The 16,900-nt window shown below is 65.7% G+C and carries 17 protein-coding genes; 13 read left to right on the forward strand and 4 right to left on the reverse strand.

Features of this window, described 5'->3' with window-relative positions; translation table 11 throughout:
* Nucleotides 1–76: 76 nt before the first annotated feature.
* Together FJW10_RS21825 and FJW10_RS21830 are read left to right on the forward strand one after the other, a co-directional pair.
* Nucleotides 77–664: a nicotinate-nucleotide adenylyltransferase gene (locus FJW10_RS21825; RefSeq protein WP_140801870.1), complete on the forward strand. Its 588-nt coding sequence runs from the start codon at nucleotides 77–79 to the stop codon at nucleotides 662–664.
* Between the two features lie 94 nt (nucleotides 665–758).
* Entirely contained in the window at nucleotides 759–2,045 is a 1,287-nt protein-coding gene (locus tag FJW10_RS21830; protein WP_140833111.1) for an MFS transporter, read from the forward strand.
* Between the two features lie 5 nt (nucleotides 2,046–2,050).
* Here FJW10_RS21830 and FJW10_RS21835 read toward each other — a convergent pair whose 3' ends face one another.
* Nucleotides 2,051–2,902 (reverse strand): mechanosensitive ion channel domain-containing protein, encoded by an 852-nt coding sequence (locus FJW10_RS21835; protein WP_140901595.1) that lies wholly within the window; start codon nucleotides 2,900–2,902, stop codon nucleotides 2,051–2,053.
* 240 nt (nucleotides 2,903–3,142) lie between these two features.
* On the opposite strand from FJW10_RS21835, the gene rsfS reads away from it, so the two are divergent.
* The 10 genes from rsfS to FJW10_RS21885 all read left to right on the forward strand — a co-directional run bounded on the left by rsfS (nucleotide 3,143) and on the right by FJW10_RS21885 (nucleotide 12,533).
* Complete coding sequence (rsfS, locus tag FJW10_RS21840) at nucleotides 3,143–3,520, forward strand: ribosome silencing factor (RefSeq protein ID WP_140832824.1); 378 nt, start codon at nucleotides 3,143–3,145, stop codon at nucleotides 3,518–3,520.
* Nucleotides 3,521–3,582: 62 nt separating this feature from the next.
* Nucleotides 3,583–4,065: a 23S rRNA (pseudouridine(1915)-N(3))-methyltransferase RlmH gene (rlmH, locus tag FJW10_RS21845; RefSeq protein WP_140901596.1), complete on the forward strand. Its 483-nt coding sequence runs from the start codon at nucleotides 3,583–3,585 to the stop codon at nucleotides 4,063–4,065.
* A gap of 139 nt (nucleotides 4,066–4,204) precedes the next feature.
* Nucleotides 4,205–5,539, forward strand: a complete 1,335-nt coding sequence (locus FJW10_RS21850) for a murein hydrolase activator EnvC (RefSeq protein WP_140901597.1) — start codon at nucleotides 4,205–4,207, stop codon at nucleotides 5,537–5,539.
* A 1-nt stretch (nucleotide 5,540) separates the two neighbouring features.
* The gene (locus FJW10_RS21855) at nucleotides 5,541–6,872 is read left to right on the forward strand and encodes a S41 family peptidase (protein WP_181166921.1); all 1,332 of its coding nucleotides are present in this window, start codon (nucleotides 5,541–5,543) and stop codon (nucleotides 6,870–6,872) included.
* Between the two features lie 184 nt (nucleotides 6,873–7,056).
* A complete protein-coding gene (locus FJW10_RS21860) occupies nucleotides 7,057–8,244 on the forward strand; it encodes a divergent polysaccharide deacetylase family protein (protein WP_140901598.1) in 1,188 nt (395 codons plus the stop codon).
* A 52-nt stretch (nucleotides 8,245–8,296) separates the two neighbouring features.
* A complete protein-coding gene (locus FJW10_RS21865; RefSeq protein ID WP_140901599.1) occupies nucleotides 8,297–8,812 on the forward strand; it encodes an RNA pyrophosphohydrolase in 516 nt (171 codons plus the stop codon).
* Nucleotides 8,813–8,885: 73 nt separating this feature from the next.
* The gene (gene alr, locus FJW10_RS21870) at nucleotides 8,886–10,037 is read left to right on the forward strand and encodes an alanine racemase (protein WP_140901600.1); all 1,152 of its coding nucleotides are present in this window, start codon (nucleotides 8,886–8,888) and stop codon (nucleotides 10,035–10,037) included.
* 271 nt (nucleotides 10,038–10,308) lie between these two features.
* On the forward strand, nucleotides 10,309–10,716 hold the full coding sequence (gene rnk, locus FJW10_RS21875) for a nucleoside diphosphate kinase regulator (RefSeq protein WP_246674343.1): 408 nt from the start codon (nucleotides 10,309–10,311) through the stop codon (nucleotides 10,714–10,716).
* Nucleotides 10,713–11,249 (forward strand): nucleoside-diphosphate kinase, encoded by a 537-nt coding sequence (locus FJW10_RS21880; protein ID WP_140901601.1) that lies wholly within the window; start codon nucleotides 10,713–10,715, stop codon nucleotides 11,247–11,249. Before rnk ends, FJW10_RS21880 begins: the two co-directional genes overlap by 4 nt.
* A gap of 21 nt (nucleotides 11,250–11,270) precedes the next feature.
* Nucleotides 11,271–12,533: a D-amino acid dehydrogenase gene (locus FJW10_RS21885; protein WP_140832839.1), complete on the forward strand. Its 1,263-nt coding sequence runs from the start codon at nucleotides 11,271–11,273 to the stop codon at nucleotides 12,531–12,533.
* Between the two features lie 45 nt (nucleotides 12,534–12,578).
* On the opposite strand, the gene FJW10_RS21890 is transcribed toward FJW10_RS21885, so the two are convergent.
* Together FJW10_RS21890 and FJW10_RS21895 are read right to left on the reverse strand one after the other, a co-directional pair.
* Nucleotides 12,579–14,738, reverse strand: coding sequence for a phosphatidylserine/phosphatidylglycerophosphate/cardiolipin synthase family protein (locus FJW10_RS21890; RefSeq protein WP_140901602.1), 2,160 nt, complete (start codon nucleotides 14,736–14,738; stop codon nucleotides 12,579–12,581).
* Nucleotides 14,735–15,175 carry a hypothetical protein gene (locus FJW10_RS21895; protein WP_140832843.1) on the reverse strand — a complete coding sequence of 147 codons (441 nt, stop codon included), beginning with the start codon at nucleotides 15,173–15,175 and terminating at the stop codon, nucleotides 14,735–14,737. Before FJW10_RS21895 ends, FJW10_RS21890 begins: the two co-directional genes overlap by 4 nt.
* A gap of 152 nt (nucleotides 15,176–15,327) precedes the next feature.
* Between FJW10_RS21895 and FJW10_RS21900 the strand changes: the two genes are divergently transcribed.
* Nucleotides 15,328–15,903: a hypothetical protein gene (locus FJW10_RS21900; protein ID WP_140901603.1), complete on the forward strand. Its 576-nt coding sequence runs from the start codon at nucleotides 15,328–15,330 to the stop codon at nucleotides 15,901–15,903.
* Here the strand turns inward: FJW10_RS21900 and FJW10_RS21905 are convergent.
* Nucleotides 15,900–16,781: a LysR family transcriptional regulator gene (locus FJW10_RS21905; protein WP_140832847.1), complete on the reverse strand. Its 882-nt coding sequence runs from the start codon at nucleotides 16,779–16,781 to the stop codon at nucleotides 15,900–15,902. The two genes, FJW10_RS21900 and FJW10_RS21905, sit on opposite strands and share 4 nt — an antisense overlap.
* Nucleotides 16,782–16,900: the final 119 nt, after the last annotated feature.

The following is a 16,900-nucleotide window of genomic DNA, read 5'->3' on the forward strand; positions in this document are numbered from 1 at the left end:
GCCGGCAGGCCAGAGAGGGAGGCCTAGCACCATGCTTTCCCTGCCCGAGCCTCCCGTCCCCGCTCACTACCTCCGCATGCCGCACGCCGCCAAGGGGCTGACCGTCGGTCTGTTCGGCGGTTCGTTCAATCCGCCGCATGCCGGTCACGCGCTGGTCGCCGAGATCGCGCTGAGAAGGCTCGCGCTCGACCAGTTGTGGTGGATGGTGACGCCCGGCAATCCGCTGAAGAGCGCGCGGGAACTGGCGCCGCTCGCCGAGCGCATCGAGCTGTCCGAAAAGATCGCCAGGAATCCGAAGATCAAGGTCACCGCCTTCGAGGCGGCGCAGCACGTGCGCTACACCGCCGACACGCTTGCGCTGGTCAAGGCGCGCAACCCGGGCGTCGATTTCGTCTGGATCATGGGCGCGGATAGCTTGCGCGACTTCCACCGCTGGCAGCGCTGGCGCGAGATCGTGCTGACTTTCCCCATCGCGGTCATCGATCGCCCGGGCGCCACGCTCTCCTTCCTGTCGTCGGTGGTCGCCAAGACCTTCGACTATGCCCGCGTCGACGAGGGCGACGCGCCGCTGCTTGCCCGCATGCCGGCGCCTGCCTGGACTTTCATCCACGGTCCGCGCTCCTCGCTGTCCTCCACCGCGATCCGCAAGGCGGCGAAGGGGTAAGCGCCCTCCTTTTCCCGCAAGGGGAGAAGGTAAGTCCGGCCATGTCGCTTTTACGGCGGCTTTTTGCCTGTTCGTAGGCCAGGCTTGCGTGGACATGCTCAAGCAGAATCAATCCGCGAACGATCCCAGCCGCGCCACGCAATCGGCGCCGCTGATCGCCATTGCCAGCGTCATCGTGTCGATGGCGCTGATCGCAATCGGCAACGGGCTGATGTTCGCCTATATCCCGGTGCGGCTTGGCGCCGACGGTTTCGACCCGACCTGGGCCGGGCTGATCGTCACCGGGCTTTCGGCCGGCGGGCTTGCCGGCTGCATCCTGACCGGGCCGCTCGTCAAGCGAGTGGGCCACGCCCGCGCCTTCATGGTGCTTTCGGCGCTGATCGCGCTTTCCAATGCCGCGATCGGCGCCGGGCCGATCCCGTTGCTCTGGATCGCGGCCCGGGCGCTCTACGGCTTTGCGATCTGCGGGCTGTTCATCGTCGCCCAGAGCTGGCTGAACGACGCCTTGCCGAATTCGATCCGCGGCCGGATCATGGCGGTGTTCTACGTCGCCTATATTGGTGGATTGGGCGTTGGCTATGCGACGCTCGCCGCGATCGACATCCATACAGCCGCCGCCGCGCTGATCGGCATCACCTTCACCGCGCTTTCCATTCTGCCGGTCGGCATGACGCGGCTTGCCCAGCCGCCGGCGCCGCAGGCCGCATCAGTGGCGCTTCGCCGCGCCTGGCGGATCTCGCCGGTCGGCGTCGCCGGCATGCTGGCGGTCGGCGGCCTGTCGATGATCGTTTCAGGTTTTGCGCCGATCCATGCCACCGCCAAGGGCTACAGCCAGGCCGACGTGGCGCTGCTGTTGTCGGCGATGCCGGTCGGCACGCTGATCCTGCAGATCCCGCTCGGCTGGATTTCCGACCGCACCGACCGCCGCTATGTGCTGGCGGGCGCGGCGGCGCTCGCGACCGTCGCAAGCGCGTTCGCCATTGCCTTCGACGGCGGCGCGCTGATGGCGCTGGTGGTGATCTACCTGATCTGGGACGGGGCGTCGGAATCGATCTACGCGCTCTCCAGCGCGCATGCCGCCGATCGCGCCGGCAAGGATGAGCTTCTGGCTCTGTCGAGCTCGATGCTGTTTGCCTGGTCGCTGGCCGGCTTCATCGTGCCGGGCATCGTGACGGCGCTTTCCGTCGTCTTCGGCACAGCGACCTTCATCTATGTCGGCATCGTCATCGCATCGGCCTTCTGCCTGTTCGTGCTGTGGCGCGTGATGGCCGGCCGGCCGACGCCCGCGGCCACAAGCGGCAGTTTCGCGCCGATGTCGGCGCAGACGCCCTTGCCGGTCGAGCTAGCCTTCGCGCCGGACGAGACGGCCACGAAGCGCTGATCGGGCTACTGCTTGCGCGCCTCCGGCGCCGGCATTTCCGGTGGCGGCAGCGGGATCGAGATGCCTTCGCTGTCGAAAGCCTGCTTGGCGCGCTTGGTCATGTCGGTCTGGGTCGAGAAATAGTCGGCGGCCGACGTCCAGTAGCGCAAGGTGAGCGAAACGGTGGTGTCGCCGAGATTTGCCACGAAGGCGATCGGCGCCGGTTCGCGCCGGATGCGCCTTTCGGCGCCGGCGATGGCAAGCAGCGTCTTTTGCGCGCGGTCAATGTCGTTCCAGGAGCCGATGCTCAAGCTCATGTCGGTGCGGCGCACGCCGTTGCGGGTGAAATTGCGCACCGGCTGGTTCCACAGCGTCGAGTTGGGCGCCAGCACATAGACGCCGTCGACGGAGCGCAGCTTGGTGGCGAAGAGGCCGATCTCCTCGACGGTGCCAGCAATCGAGCCGACCTCGACATATTCGCCGATGCGGAAGGGCCTGAGCGCCAGAAGCATGATGCCGGCGGCGATGTTCTGCAGCGTGCCTTGCAGAGCCAGCCCGATGGCCAGGCCGATTGCGCCTATTGCGGCGATGATGGAGGCGGTCTGCACCCCGAACTGGCCGAGCACCATGATGATGACGAGGATCAGGATGGCATAGCGGACGATCTTGGAGAAGAAATGACGCAAGGTCGCGTCGAAGCCGTGGATATGGCCGAGGCCGGCGGAGATCGAGCGCTCGGCGACACCAGCGACGAAATAGCCGACAACCAGCAGGATCATGGCGCCGATGGCCGAGAAGGAATAGGAAACGATCAGTGTGCTCAGCTGCGCAAGCCCCGCCTGGATGGTGATGAGGGCGCTTTGCGGGTCGGTTGGCATGGATGAAGTCCCGTTGTCAGTGAGCCGATAACCCATGCAAAGCGCAAAGGGTTCCGATTTTTCGGGGCGACGGAACCTGCCGGGCGGAGCCGCGTTGGCGCGGGCAGGGCGCGCCCGTCTTGAAACTGCAATGGAACTCTGCCTATCTAACTGGTGTCACCTGATTTGCCTGGTGATTTGGTTGTTCTTGTTGGGAAAGGAAACACACTGAGAACAGCACTGCGGAAGAAGGCTGACATCATGCCTTCGCCGGCAGGGATCAGCGTAAACGACGCCGCGTCCCTCGCCATCGACACAGTCCTTGCCAGTCTGGAAGACTCCAAGGCCGAAAACATCGTCTCAATCGACATCCAGGGAAAATCGAGCCTCGGCGACTACATGGTCATCGCCTCGGGTCGATCGCACCGTCATGTCTCGGCTGTCGCCGACCACCTCCTCAAGGCGCTGAAGGATGCCGGCCTCGGCACGGCGCGCGTCGAGGGGCTGGCAGGCGCCGACTGGGTCCTGATCGATTCGGGCGACATCATAGTCCACGTCTTCCGCCCCGAAGTCCGCGAATTCTACAATCTGGAAAAGATGTGGCAGGCGCCGGATCTCGAGGAAGAGACCTTGCACTGAGCCTTGATCCGTGTGCCGTGAACCGTCACGGTATGCGTTAGGACAAGCTCGCTGGGGCGAGGATGAAGATCACCGTTCATGCCGTGGGCCGGATGAAGACCGGCCCCGAGAGAGAACTCGCCGACCGCTATTTCGAGCGCTTTTCGAAGAGCGGGCCCGCGGTCGGGCTGGAATTTGCCGGCATTGCCGAGGTTCCCGAAAGCCGTGGACAGAGCGCCGACGAGCGCCGCCGCGAGGAAGCCCAGAGGCTGCAGGCCCAGTTGCAGCCGGGCATTGTTCTCATCCTGCTCGACGAACGCGGCAAGTCGCTGTCCTCGGAGGACCTTGCCGCCCGCATCGGCCAGTTGCGCGACGGCGGCCGCAAGGCGCTCGTGGTCGCCATCGGCGGCGCCGACGGCCACGACAGATCCTTGCGCGAGCAGGCGGATCTGGTGCTGTCGTTCGGCGCGCTGACCTGGCCGCACCAGCTGGTGCGCGTGATGCTGGGCGAGCAGTTCTACCGGATCGCCACGATCCTTTCCGGTCATCCGTATCATCGATCGTGAATGACGGCATCGGCCGAAAAGCTGGGGATTGCCGGCCTGCGCCGCGATTTCCGCCTCAATCGCGCGGCAACCGGGTTATTGGGCGCTTCCAACATGGTTGATGGTTCGTTAACGAAGCGGCGGATACAGTCGAGGCCTGATGTCTGAAGGCTGGAATTCCAGAACGCGCGCCTGGCGCAGCCGCTGCGGTTTGACCCTTGTCGCCGCCGTAGTCGCGCTCGGGCCGGTCCGGGCGGCCGAAAACTCGCTCGACATGGCGCCCGACCCGGATCAGAGCCGGGCCGAATACGAGCAGGTTTCCAAGGAGATCACCTTGTCGTCGGAGCGGCTGGGCAAGCTCGCCGCCGACATCGCCTCGGTGCGGAAGGACTATGCCTCCATCACCGCGGCGCTCATCCAGTCGGCGATGACGGAACAGAAGCTCGGCCAGGACATCGAGGACATCGGCGCCAAGCTCGAAGGGCTGAAGGCCGAGGAAACGAAGCTGCGCGCCTCGCTCATGGCGCGGCGCGACGTGCTGGCCGAGGTGTTGGGCGCCCTGCAGCGCATGGGGCTCAATCCGCCGCCGGCGATCCTGGTCAAGCCCGAGGACGCGCTGTCGTCGGTGCGCAGCGCCATCCTGCTCGGCGCGGTGGTGCCGGAACTGCGCCAGCAGACCGAAAGGCTGATGGCCGATCTCAAGGAGCAGACCCGCGTCACGGCCTCGATCGAGGCAGAACGGGCGAGACTCACCACCGCCGTCACCGACCAGACGGCGGAAAAGAAGCGGCTCACCATGCTGCTCGAAGCCAAGAAGAAGCTGCAGGCCGACACCCAAACGGCGATCGCGGCCGAACAGCAGCACTCGCAGCAGCTAGCGGCGAAGGCGAGCAGCCTCAAGGACCTGATCGCCTCGCTCGAAGCCGACAAGGCGCGCAAGGCGCAAGACCAGGTCAAGGTGGGCGAGCGGAAATCGACGGACAACGACACCACGGCCTCGACCACCGAGCTCGCCTCGCTGCCGGTGCCGGAGGCCAATCGCCTGACCGGATCAGCGCCGTTCTCGGCATTGCAAGGTCAGATCGCGCTGCCGGTCATCGGCAAGATCAAACTGCGTTTCGGCGCCGACGACGGCAATGGCGCGGCGATGCAGGGCGACATGGTTGCGACACAATCGGGAGCCATCGTCACCGCGCCGGCGGATGGAAACGTGCTTTATGCGGGGCCGTTTCGCTCGTATGGTCAACTCTTGATCCTCAATGCGGGCGACGGGTATCATGTCGTCCTGGCGGGGATGAGCAGAATCAGCGTCGCGACCGGACAGTCGGTGCTCGCAGGAGAGCCGATCGGCGCGATGGGAGAGGCCCGGGTGGCAAGCACCTCTGCCTCGAGGAATGAGAATTCGACGCTGGAACTCTATGTCGAGTTCCGCAAAGATGGAAAACCCGTCGATCCGGCCCCATGGTGGGCGGATCGATTTTCTGGAAGGACGTGAAATGATGCGGAAACTGTCGCTTCTGTTTGCCGGCGCGCTGATGGGCGCATCGGCAATGAGCCTGGTCTACGGCGCACCGGGTTCGGCGGCGAACGCTGCGGGTTCGGAAACCTACAAGCAGCTGGCGATCTTCGGCGACATCTTCGAGCGCGTGCGCGCCAATTACGTGACGCCGCCGGACGACAAGTCGCTGGTCGAGAACGCCATCAACGGCATGCTGGCCTCGCTCGACCCGCACTCCTCCTACATGAACGCCGAGCAGGCGCAGGACATGCGCGTGCAGACCAAGGGCGAGTTCGGCGGCCTCGGCATCGAGGTCACGATGGAGAACGATCTCGTCAAGGTCATCACGCCGATCGACGACACGCCGGCCGCCAAGGCGGGTGTGCTGTCGGGCGACTACATCGCCAAGATCGACGGCGAAGAGGTGCGCGGCCTGACCCTCAACGACGCGGTCGAGAAGATGCGCGGACCGGTCAACACGCCGATCAAGCTCACCATCCTGCGCCAGGGCGCCGACAAGCCGATCGAAATCACGGTGGTGCGCGACGTCATCAAGGTCAAGGCGGTCAAGTACCGGGTCGAGAACGACATCGGCTACATGAAGATCACCTCCTTCACCGAGAAGACCTATGACGATCTCGAGAACGCCATCGAGAACATCAAGAAGCAGGTGCCGAACGACAAGCTGAAGGGCTATGTGCTCGACCTGCGCCTCAATCCGGGCGGTCTGCTCGACCAGGCGGTCAGCGTGTCGGATGCCTTCCTCAAGCGCGGCGAGATCGTTTCGACACGCGGCCGCGATCCGAAGGACGTCACCCGCTTCGACGCCAAGCCGAAGCAGGTCGACGACATCAACGGCAAGCCGATGATCGTGCTGGTCAATGGCGGCTCGGCGAGCGCCTCGGAAATCGTCGCCGGCGCGCTGCAGGACCTGCGCCGCGTCACGGTGGTCGGCACGCAGTCCTTCGGCAAGGGCTCGGTGCAGACCATCATCCCGCTCGGCGAGAATGGCGCTCTCAGGCTGACCACGGCGCTCTATTACACGCCGTCGGGCAAGTCGATCCAGGGCAAGGGCATCACGCCCGACATCAAGGTCGACCAGCCGCTGCCGCCGGACCTGCAGGGCCGCGACCTGACCCGCGGCGAATCCGATCTCAAGGGCCACATCAAGGGCGCCGACGAGAGCTCCACCGGTTCGGGCTCGGCCGCCTATGTGCCACCGGATCCGAAGGACGACCTGCAGCTGATCTATGCCGAGCAGCTTCTGCGCGGCGAAAAGACCGATCCGTCGTTCCCGCCGAACCCGGACAAGGCCGTGCTGAACCAGTAATGCGGTCCGGCTCTGGCCGGCTGCGCGAAGCAATGCAATGCTGCCGGGGCCGCGAGGTTCCGGCAGTTTGATTCGGGGACCGCGGTTGGGTCGCCACGCGTCTGGGGTATCGCGCCAGCGATTGCGAAGTTTACGCGAGATGTCACGAAAAAGTGACCTTGGCGGGCTTCCGGGGAAACACGACTTGGCTGAGATCGGCAAGGACATCGAACGCCCGCTCGGACAGAAGCTCCGGCCTCAGCGCAAGGCCTCGCGCGGCATCGGCTCCGGCACGCTCGTCGCTGTGCTGGCCGTGCTTGGCGTGATCGGCGTTTCCGGCGCTATCGCGCTGCGTGAAAAGCCGTTCCGCAAGCCGGAAGAAGTGGCAGTTTCGACGCCGAAGGTCCCCGCTGCGCCTGCCCCTGCGGCGGCAGCGGCGCCGGCTCCGGTAGCTGCGGCGACGCCACAAGCCAGCACGCCGATGAAGAGCGGCGGCCCGCAGATCATCCACGTCCAGACCGAAGAGGGCGACGGGCCGCCGAAGGCGGCGATCATCATTCGCGATCCGTCGACGCTCGGCCAGAACCTCAAGGTCGCCCATATCCCGGACAGGGCGCTGATCGAGGCCAGCGACACCGGTCCGCTGCCGATGCGCTCCGCCGACGGCAGGCGGCCTTTCGACGTCTATGCGCGGCCTTGGTCGGGCGCGCGCGGGGCACGGGTGGCGATCGTCATCGGCGGGCTCGCCGTCTCGCAGACTGGCACGCAAGCCGCGATCGCCAAGCTGCCGGCCGAAGTGACGCTGGCTTTCGCGCCGCAAGGCAACAGCATCGGCCGCTGGATGCAGGCGGCAAGGCAGAGCGGACATGAAATCGTCATGCAGGTGCCGCTCGAGCCGTTCGATTATCCGAACGTCAATCCCGGCCGCAACACGCTGACGGTGTCGGCCAGCCCGGACGAGAACCTGAAGAGCCTGCACTGGGCGCTGTCGCGCACGACCAACTATACCGGGGTCATGAACTATATGGGCGCGCGCTTCTCGACCGACGCCTCGGCGATGGAACCGTTCATGGCCGAGCTCGGCAAGCGGGGGCTCGCCTATATCGACGACGGATCGTCCGCCCGCAGCGTTGCGCCTGACCTTGCGCTCAAGGACGGCGTGCCGTTCGTTGCCGGCGACATGGCGATCGATGCCGTGCAGGACCGCGGCGAAATCCTCAAGAAGCTGGACAGCCTGGAAGCGACGGCGCGGGCCAAGGGCTCCGCCGTCGGCATCGGTTCGGCCTTCGATATCACCGTCGACACGGTGACGTCCTGGATTGCCGAGGCGAAGAAGCGCGGCATCGAGATCGTGCCGATCTCGGCGGTGGCGATCGATCCGCAAAAAGGCTAACCCTACCCGCCTCGCCGAAGTCCATTCTCAAAGACGGCTGGAACGCTGACCCATGGCCAAGAAGATCGATCCTGAAACGCTGCCTTACCGTCCGTGCGTCGGGCTGATGATCCTCAACGGAGCAGGCCTGGTCTGGGTCGGGCACCGCATTGCCGAACCGGACAGCGAGTTCGCCGGCTCGACGCAGCTCTGGCAGATGCCGCAAGGCGGCATCGACAAGGACGAAGAGCCGATCGAGGCCGCGGGCCGCGAACTCTATGAGGAGACCGGCATGCGCAGCGTGTCGCTGCTGGCCGAGGCGCCGCACTGGATCAATTACGACCTGCCGCCGCATCTGGTCGGCGTCGCCTTCAAGGGCCGCTATCGCGGCCAGACGCAGAAATGGTTCGCCTACCGCTTCGAGGGCGACGAAAGCGAGATCGAGATCAATCCGCCGCCCGGCGGCCACACCGCCGAATTCGACGAATGGGCCTGGCGGCCGATGCGGGATCTGCCGGAGCTGATCGTGCCGTTCAAGCGCAAGGTCTACGAGCAGGTCATCGCAGCATTCCAGCATCTCGTCCCCTGAGCGGTCGTCCGCCCCGGTTGTCGCGCCGGCTCTGTGGCCGTATTGATTGCCGATGCAATGAGCGGGGGTCGCCATGAACGACGACACCGGACGCGGGTTTCCGGCACATGATGCAAGCAGCGGTTCGACGGTGAGCGAGGCGGCCGCCGGCGCGATCCTGACGATCGACCTCGGGGCCATGCGGGAAAACTACCGCCGGCTAAAGGTGCGACTCGACGGCGTTCGCTGCGCGGGCGTGCTCAAGGCCGACGGCTACGGGCTTGGCGCCGCGCAAGTGGCATCGGCGCTGGCGAAGGAGGGCTGCGACATCTTTTTCGTCGCGCTGCTCGGCGAGGGCATCGCGCTGCGCAAGGCGATCGGGCCCGGGCCCGACATCTTCGTGCTGAACGGGCTGCCTCCGGGTTCTGAACCGGAAGCCGCGGTGGCCGGGCTTTGGCCGGTCGTCAACAGCGCCATGCAACTGAAGGCCTGGCGCGAGATCGCGCGAGCGATGGGCCGGAGCCTTGCCGCCGCCATCCAGGTCGACAGCGGCATGGCCCGGCTCGGCATGGCGCCGGCGGAAGTCGAGGCGGTGGTGGGCGAGGCCGGTGCCTTCGACGGCGTCGACATCCGTTTCGTGATGAGCCATCTCGCCCGCGCCGACGAGCCGCAACAGGCGGCGAACGAGAAGCAGCGACGCGAATTCGAATTGCTGCGCAAGATGCTGCCCGCGGCGCCCGCCTCCCTGGCCAATTCGTCCGGCATCTTTCTCGGGCCGGCCTACCACTACGACCTTGCCCGCCCGGGAGCCGCGCTCTACGGCGTCAATCCGACCCCCCATGCACCCAATCCGATGCTGCCGGTGATAGGGCTGCAAGCCAAGGTGGCGCAGACGCGGCAGGTCGGCGCGGGCGTGGGCATCGGCTACGGCCACACCCATCAAGCCGAGGGGCCGCTCAGGCTGGCGACCATTTCGCTGGGCTATGGCGACGGCTGGCACCGGCGCGCTGCTTCGGCCGCCTGGTTCGAGGGCGTGCGGTTGCCGTTCATCGGGCGCGTGTCGATGGACTCGATCGTCCTCGACATTTCGGCGCTTGCGGCAGGCCGGCTCGGCGAAGGCGACCTCGTCGAGCTCATCGGTCCCTCGCAAAGCGTCGACGACGCGGCCGGCCATGCCGGCACCATCGGCTACGAGATATTGACCAGCCTGGGTGCACGCTTTCACCGCCGTTACATTGGTTCCTGAAGCGGGGCTTGCTTGACAAGCCGGGACTTCTCGGCAAGGTTCGGCGCATGAGCAACCTCGCTTATACCAAAACTTGCTTCAGGGTTTGCCCCATCGCGGGAGCGTAGCCCCGGCGTGGCCGCCAATGCCGGCGGCCGCGTGAACAGGGGCGTTTGAATTCCAGACAATTTCATCGAGCCGGCGGCCTTTGCGGTCCGGCTTTGTTCGCCGCCCTCGACGTGGCGGCTTGCGCGCATTCGCTTCGCCGATGCGCCAGCATATGAGGTATGCCATGCCCACAGCAACGCAATCGCGTTCCACCATCCTTGTCAGCGCGGCGGATCACGAGCGGCTGAGCAGTCTCGCCAGGGCCTTTCTCAACCGTACGCCCGATATGGCCGAGGACCTGCTTGCCGAGATGGACCGCGCCCGGGTCGCCACCGAGGCGGCAATGCCCGCCGACGTGGTGCGGATGGGCTCGACGGTGACACTTCAGGATCCGGAAGGAAGCCTTCAGACGGTGACGCTGGTCTATCCGGCGGAGGCCGACATCGCCGAAAGACGCATATCGGTGCTGACGCCGCTCGGAACGGCGCTGATCGGCGCGCGCGCCGGCCGCAGGGTCTCCTGGCGCAGCCGCGACAGTCGGGTCCTCTCGGCTACGATCGACGCCGTCGAACAGACGCGGAGGACGGCATGACCAGGACGGTCTACCGACTGACGGCCAAGGACTTTGCGGTGATCGAGGCGATGCTGATGCGTCGCCGCGCGTTTGCCGATCCGATCGCGCCGATGCTCGAACGCAAGCTCGCCGAAAGCCGCGTCATTGCGACGGGAACCGTCGAGCCCGACCTTGCCACGCTCAACAGCCGGGTGACTTTCCGCTTCGGCGGCGGTCCATCGCAAACGCGGACGCTGGTGCAGGCCGAAGCATCCGCTCCCGTCGGCTCCAGCCTGCCGGTCGCCACGTGGCGCGGCCTTTGCCTGCTTGGCATGAAAGCGGGCCAATCGGCGCTGGCCGAGCGGCCCGACGGCCCTGCCGAGGAGGTCCTTCTCGAGGATGTGGCCTATCAGCCGGAGGCCGCGCGGCGAGCGGCGCGGGATCGCGCCGCCGAGCAACCTCGTCACGGCCTCAGGCTGGTCCACAGCGCATCCGCCGGTGACTGGCCCCTTGGCGGGCGCGGCAAAATCCGGCAGACAGAAGGGGACGATCCGGGCCCTTCCGCGGCATGATCGGCTTTGAGGGAGCATAGAATGAAAGTCATCGTGCTGGGCGGCGGCGTGATCGGGGTCACCACCGCCTACTTCCTCGCCGAGGCCGGTCATGAAGTGACCGTCTACGATCGCCAGCCGGGGCCGGCGCTCGAAACCAGCTTCGCCAATGCCGGCGAAGTATCGCCGGGCTATGCCTCGCCCTGGGCCGGGCCCGGCATCCCGGTCAAAGCCGTCAAATGGCTGTTGATGAAATACGGACCGCTTGTCGTGCGGCCGGCCTTCGACCCGAACATGTGGACGTGGCTCCTCAAGATGCTGCGCAACTGCACGGCCGAGCGCTACGCGCTCAACAAGTCGCGCATGGTGCCGCTTGCCGAATACAGCCGCGACACGCTGAAGGCGCTGCGCGAGGCGACCGGCATCACTTACGACGAACGCAGCAAAGGCACGCTGCAGCTCTTCCGCAAGCAGAAGCAACTCGACGGCACCGGCGGCGACGTCGAGGTGCTCAAAAAATATGATGTGCCTTACGAGATTCTCGACCGCGACGGCTGTGTCGCGGCCGAGCCGGCCCTTGCGGCGGTGCGCGAGAAGTTCGTCGGGGGCCTCAGGCTTCCGGGCGACGAGACCGGCGACTGCAAGATGTTCACCGACAAGCTCGCGGAACTCTGCTTAGCGCGCGGCGTGACCTTCGAATACGGCTCGACCATCCGGCGCATCGTCAGGAACCGCAATCGCCTCACCAATGTGCTGACCGATCGCGGATGGAGATCCGCGGACGCCTTCGTGATGGCGATGGGCAGCTATTCGGCGCAGTTCATGCGCTCGCTGGGGCGCCCAATTCCGGTCTATCCGGTCAAGGGCTATTCGATCACCGTGCCGATCAGCAATGCCGAGGCAGCACCGGTGTCGACCGTCATGGACGAGACCTACAAGGTGGCGATCACCAGGCTCGGCGACCGCATTCGCGTCGGCGGCACGGCGGAGATTTCGGGCTATGATCTTCGCCTGCAGGAATCGCGCCGCCGCACGCTCGAACACTCGGTCGGCGATCTCTTTCCCGGTGGCGGCGACCTCAAGGCGGCGAGCTTCTGGTGCGGCTTGCGACCGATGACGCCGGACGGACCGCCCTTGATCGGGCAAAGCGAGGTCGCCAACCTCTATCTCAACACCGGGCACGGCACGCTCGGCTGGACCATGGCCTGCGGCTCGGCCAAGGTGCTGGCCGACATCATGTCGAACCGGGTGCCGGAGATCAACGCGCGCGACCTCAGCCCGGAGCGGTATCTGAAGCCCATCTAAGGCGCGCCGATATTCAGGTGATGCCGGCCTGTCGAGTGGTGGTGTTCAAAACGCTTCCCTGACCCAGGTGTCGCTGAACAGCAGCCGGTAGGCCCAGCCGATGGTGACACTGGTGTCGACCGGGCGCGAATGGGCGAGGTAATCGTCATAGACCGGCTTCATGCGGCGGTAGAAAGCCGGATCGAGCACGACCATGCCGTTCTCCGAATCATGGAAGAAGCTGCGGTTGTTGAGGTTGACCGAGGAGATGGCGACCAGCCTTTCGTCGATCATCATGATCTTGGAATGCAGCACGACATCCGGCGCCTTGAACTCGCGGATGTCGATGCGGTCGCCATATTTCTCGACGAACAGCTTGTTGAGCGCGGTGAGGAACCGTCCGCCGATGTCTCCCTTGAGGTCGATACGGCCGACGACATCGATCTTCACGCCCCTGGCCAGCGCCCGGTCGATGGCCCGGGCGATATCGGGCGTCAGGTTGAGATAGGGATTGACGATCTCGATGCGATGCTCGGCGGTGTCGATCAGTTCGACGAAATAGGCCTCCAGCGCGTGCCCGTCCTCGTAGGGCACGGAAATGAAATGCCGCGCCACGCCGCGCGGGCTTCCACCGGGAACCGGAATGGAAAACGGTCGCGACAGGTTGGTGTCGGCGTCGCGCAGCCAGATTGTCGACATATGCGCGGCCAACGTCTCGACGGTCGCCTGGTCGGCGATCTCGATGTCGAAGTCGCTCCAGTTGGAATAGTAATTCAGCGAGAAGCCGTCGGTCTTGCCGTATTGCTCCAGGTCCGGATAGCGCGTCAGGTCGACGGGCTTGTGGAACAGAAAGCCATCATGGATGTTGCGGCCGCCGATGATGACGCGCGAGCGTCCAGGATGCTCGGCCAACGTCGCCAGCATCTTGATATGGTGAACCTTGTGCAACTGCGAGATCTGCTCGTCGAACGGCGCGCCGTGGTCCGCCTGCCAGCGATATTCCTGTAATTGGACGTTAGGGAACTCAGCCGCGAGCCGGTGCAGCAGCGCGTCGTCCTTCTCACGCTCCAGCACGTCGGTCACCAGGATGCGCACCTTGGTGCCAAGCGCTGCATGATGGCGGATCAGCCGCTCCATGATGCGGCCGGAGAAATCCGCCTTGAACTCCAGCGACGACAAATAGATCAGCTTAAGTTTCGGCGCGCTTGAGAAGTCGAGCGGCAGTTCTGGGTCGGCCTTGTCGAAGGCGCTGTCGGGCAGTGTCCGGCCGAGCAGCGCCTCGACCTTGGCGTTGAAGCCGTCGCGCGATTTGCGCAGCAGGGTCGGCGACCCCAGCGCCAGCGCGCAGGTCTGCGACAGCCAGCGGCTGGCATAAAAAACGCGGTCGAGTTCCTCCATCCCCGCCGGGTCGGGCACCGGACAGCGGTCGTAGCGGCTGTCGAGCTCCGCGATCCAGGGATCGGCGGTCTCCTCGCGCAGCAAGGTCAGCGGGGCGCCGGCCGGCGCCAGGGTGGAGCCGACGCGCAGATCGCAGCGGGTCAGCGCCTGGTCCGGAAACAGGCTGACGGAGGTTTCGGCGACGGGCAGGCTCAGATGGAATGGAGAGGCCGCGGCGACGGTGATGGATCGCCCCGACGCGCGGATCGCGAGCGGGCCGTTGCAGGTGCCGCCGATGTCGACTTGCAGTTGCCCCGCCTGGCGCAGCACGATCTCGACCGAGCGCGCCTGCAAGCCGGAGAAGCTGAAGGTCTTGGGCGCCGAGGGCCGCGCGGCGGCGTCGAGATAGAGCGTCTGGCGCGACATGCGCCAACGGCCGGTGAACCGGCCTTCGCCCGGCTTGCCTCGTGTCGGCGTCAGCTCGGTGTCGTCGAGCGGTTTGGTGAGCCGCTGCAGCGTCGGATAGGTCGTGTGGAAGCCGCTGTTCTGGACATCTCGCCAGTCGCGGCCGAAACGGCCGGTGCCGTTGGCGCGGTCGAGCGCATCGAGGCGGCTTTGGGCGAGCAGCGCCTGGAACTGCTTGTCATAGGCGCTGTTGCCGTCGCCTGCGAAGTAGTGAGCTTCGGCTATCTCGGCGCCGCTGCTGTCCGCCGAGACCGGCAAGCGGCCGCAGGCGCCGTCGCCCGGAAAGAAGGCGCAGGCCGAATGCCCAGGCATGCCGGCGCAACCGGCAAGCGCTGCCAGCGCCAGTCCAAGCAACGCCTTGGTTATGGCCGACCCGGGCTTCATCCAGTCGCCCCGTTCATGGCCTTGAGCTGGGCCGGGTTGCGCGGCGGCATGAAGCCTTGCGGAAAGATCCTGCAGACCGGAAACGCGAAGGTGGCGATCAGCAATTCTGCCTCGTTTCGCATTTTGCGCGGCGCCGTCCGGTCGTCGCGGATCGTCCTCGCGGAGGCGACAAGCGCTCCGTCGCAGTCGCAATGATTGTGCCGGGCAATGTAGCAGGCGTCGTGGACCTGGCAGGCAGCGTCGAGACGGTCGACCGGCTTTGCCGACAGATCGCCGGTGCGGGTGCCCGGGCCGCAATAATTGCCGATGACGAAAGGCGAGGGGCGCGCCATGGCGTAGCGAATCGGCTTCGGCAGCTCCGCTTCCGGAACCTTCGTCCAAGGGTTGGCGCAGTCCGACAGAAAAATCAGCGGCAAAATGGCAAGTACGGCTCGCATTTCTCCGCCGGCGTTCCGAAGATTGTCCCCCTTGCGCCCGGTCATGACATGGCCAGGCACGCTGGTGCCACAGTGGCTGAATTTGTGGCGGAGGCAAGGCGGCAACGACCAACTGCCTGTGATAGGATCGGCGGCAGCGAGGGGACTTTGGGATGCGTGTTTTTCCTGTTGCGGCGGCGGCCGCTTATCTGACCTGCGTCCCGGTGGCGTTTGCCGCGGACAAGACCGTTCGCGACAAGGAGCACGGCTTTTCGCTGACCTATCCCGAGGAATGGACGAGCGAAACCACCTTTGGCAATACCATGCGGCTCAAGGTCAAATCCGGCGAAGAAGGCCTGACCTGCAGGGTGTCGCAAAATCTCTACGACCCGACCGCCCCGGACAATCCGCCCGATGCCAGTGCATTCATCGAGAAGGACTGGTCGGCGGAAAACTGGCAGACCCTGATCGGGGTCGCTTATCAGTCGGCGGGCTTCAGCCAGGACCGGCTGGCGCATTTTCCGGACGGCTATCCGGTGCGGATCGCCGACATGGATTTCCACTACGCCGACGACAATGTCAGCTTCTACGGCCATTCCCGCATCGCGCTGACGCTGCGCAGCTCGCATTACGGCTTCGTCGATTGCGGGGTCACGGGCGACAGCGCCGACGAGGCGGCGCGCAAATGGGCGCCGCTTGCGGACGAAGCCGCAAAAGTGGTGAGCTCGTTCGTGCTCGACGCGGATTAGACGAAAAGACCGCGCTCGCGTTCCACCACTTTGGTGATGAAATTGGCGACGAGCTGGACGCGGCGCAGCGGCCTCACCGATTCATGATAGACCAGCCAGTAGGCGCGGCGGATGGGCGCGACGATGTCGACCGGCACCAGCTCCGGCATCGAACGGGCAACGAAAGTGTGCAGGATGCCGATCCCGGCGCCGGAGCGTACCGCTTCGGCCTGGCCGAGCGCCGAGGAGATGGCGAAGCTGGTGCGCCATTCGGGGCTGAACTCGGCGGCATAGTCGAGCGACGGGCTGACGATGAGGTCCGGCACATAGCCGATCAGCGTGTGCCGGCCGAGCTCGGCCGGCGTTTTGGGCAGGCCGTTGGCCTCGGCATAGGCGCGGGAGGCGAAGAGGCCGAGCGTATAGTCGACCAGCTTGCCCGCCACCAGCCGGCCTTCGGTCGGCCGCTCGACGGTGATCGCGATATCGGCCTCGCGCCTGGACAGCGAGAAGGAGCGCGGCACCGGCACCAGCTGGATGGTGAGCTCGCGATGCAGCGCGGTCAGTTCGCCCAGCCGCTTGGCCAGGAAGGCGACGCCAAATCCGTCGGGGGCGCCGATGCGCACGGTGCCCGAAACGTCGTCGCCCTCACCGGCGATGGTCGAGCGCGCGGCGATCATGTCGCTTTCCATGCGCTCGGCTATGTCGAGGAAGCGCTCGCCGGCCGGCGTCAGTTCGCTGCCGGTGGTTAGGCGGCGGAAGAGCTTTGTCCTCAGCGCCTCCTCGAGCGCGGCGATGCGGCGCGAGACGGTGGCGTGGTTGAGCTCAAGGCGCTTGGCGGCGCCGAGGATCTGCCCGGCGCGCGCCACGGCCAGGAAGATGCGGACGTCATCCCAGTTCATAAGAAATCCCCGACGACAGCGCACCTGTCATTTGCGACAATTAATGCACACTCCATTGTCGTTGTCTATTTTCCGCACAACGGTTGCGTTTTGGCTCGCGTTGCCATCGCCGCCGCAAA

Source organism: Mesorhizobium sp. B4-1-1 (genome assembly GCF_006439375.1).
Lineage (GTDB): Bacteria > Pseudomonadota > Alphaproteobacteria > Rhizobiales > Rhizobiaceae > Mesorhizobium.

Coding starts and splice junctions, on each gene's coding strand:
- rsfS (WP_140832824.1), top strand. CDS start 3,143: ATGCCTTCGCCGGCAGGGATCAGCGTAAACGACGCCGCGTCCCTCGCC.
- FJW10_RS21880 (WP_140901601.1), top strand. CDS start 10,713: ATGACCAGGACGGTCTACCGACTGACGGCCAAGGACTTTGCGGTGATC.
- FJW10_RS21855 (WP_181166921.1), top strand. CDS start 5,541: ATGATGCGGAAACTGTCGCTTCTGTTTGCCGGCGCGCTGATGGGCGCA.
- FJW10_RS21900 (WP_140901603.1), top strand. CDS start 15,328: ATGCGTGTTTTTCCTGTTGCGGCGGCGGCCGCTTATCTGACCTGCGTC.
- alr (WP_140901600.1), top strand. CDS start 8,886: ATGAACGACGACACCGGACGCGGGTTTCCGGCACATGATGCAAGCAGC.
- FJW10_RS21825 (WP_140801870.1), top strand. CDS start 77: ATGCCGCACGCCGCCAAGGGGCTGACCGTCGGTCTGTTCGGCGGTTCG.
- rnk (WP_246674343.1), top strand. CDS start 10,309: ATGCCCACAGCAACGCAATCGCGTTCCACCATCCTTGTCAGCGCGGCG.
- FJW10_RS21865 (WP_140901599.1), top strand. CDS start 8,297: ATGGCCAAGAAGATCGATCCTGAAACGCTGCCTTACCGTCCGTGCGTC.
- FJW10_RS21885 (WP_140832839.1), top strand. CDS start 11,271: ATGAAAGTCATCGTGCTGGGCGGCGGCGTGATCGGGGTCACCACCGCC.
- FJW10_RS21890 (WP_140901602.1), bottom strand. CDS start 14,738: ATGAAGCCCGGGTCGGCCATAACCAAGGCGTTGCTTGGACTGGCGCTG.
- rlmH (WP_140901596.1), top strand. CDS start 3,583: ATGAAGATCACCGTTCATGCCGTGGGCCGGATGAAGACCGGCCCCGAG.
- FJW10_RS21905 (WP_140832847.1), bottom strand. CDS start 16,781: ATGAACTGGGATGACGTCCGCATCTTCCTGGCCGTGGCGCGCGCCGGG.
- FJW10_RS21830 (WP_140833111.1), top strand. CDS start 759: ATGCTCAAGCAGAATCAATCCGCGAACGATCCCAGCCGCGCCACGCAA.
- FJW10_RS21850 (WP_140901597.1), top strand. CDS start 4,205: ATGTCTGAAGGCTGGAATTCCAGAACGCGCGCCTGGCGCAGCCGCTGC.
- FJW10_RS21835 (WP_140901595.1), bottom strand. CDS start 2,902: ATGCCAACCGACCCGCAAAGCGCCCTCATCACCATCCAGGCGGGGCTT.
- FJW10_RS21895 (WP_140832843.1), bottom strand. CDS start 15,175: ATGCGAGCCGTACTTGCCATTTTGCCGCTGATTTTTCTGTCGGACTGC.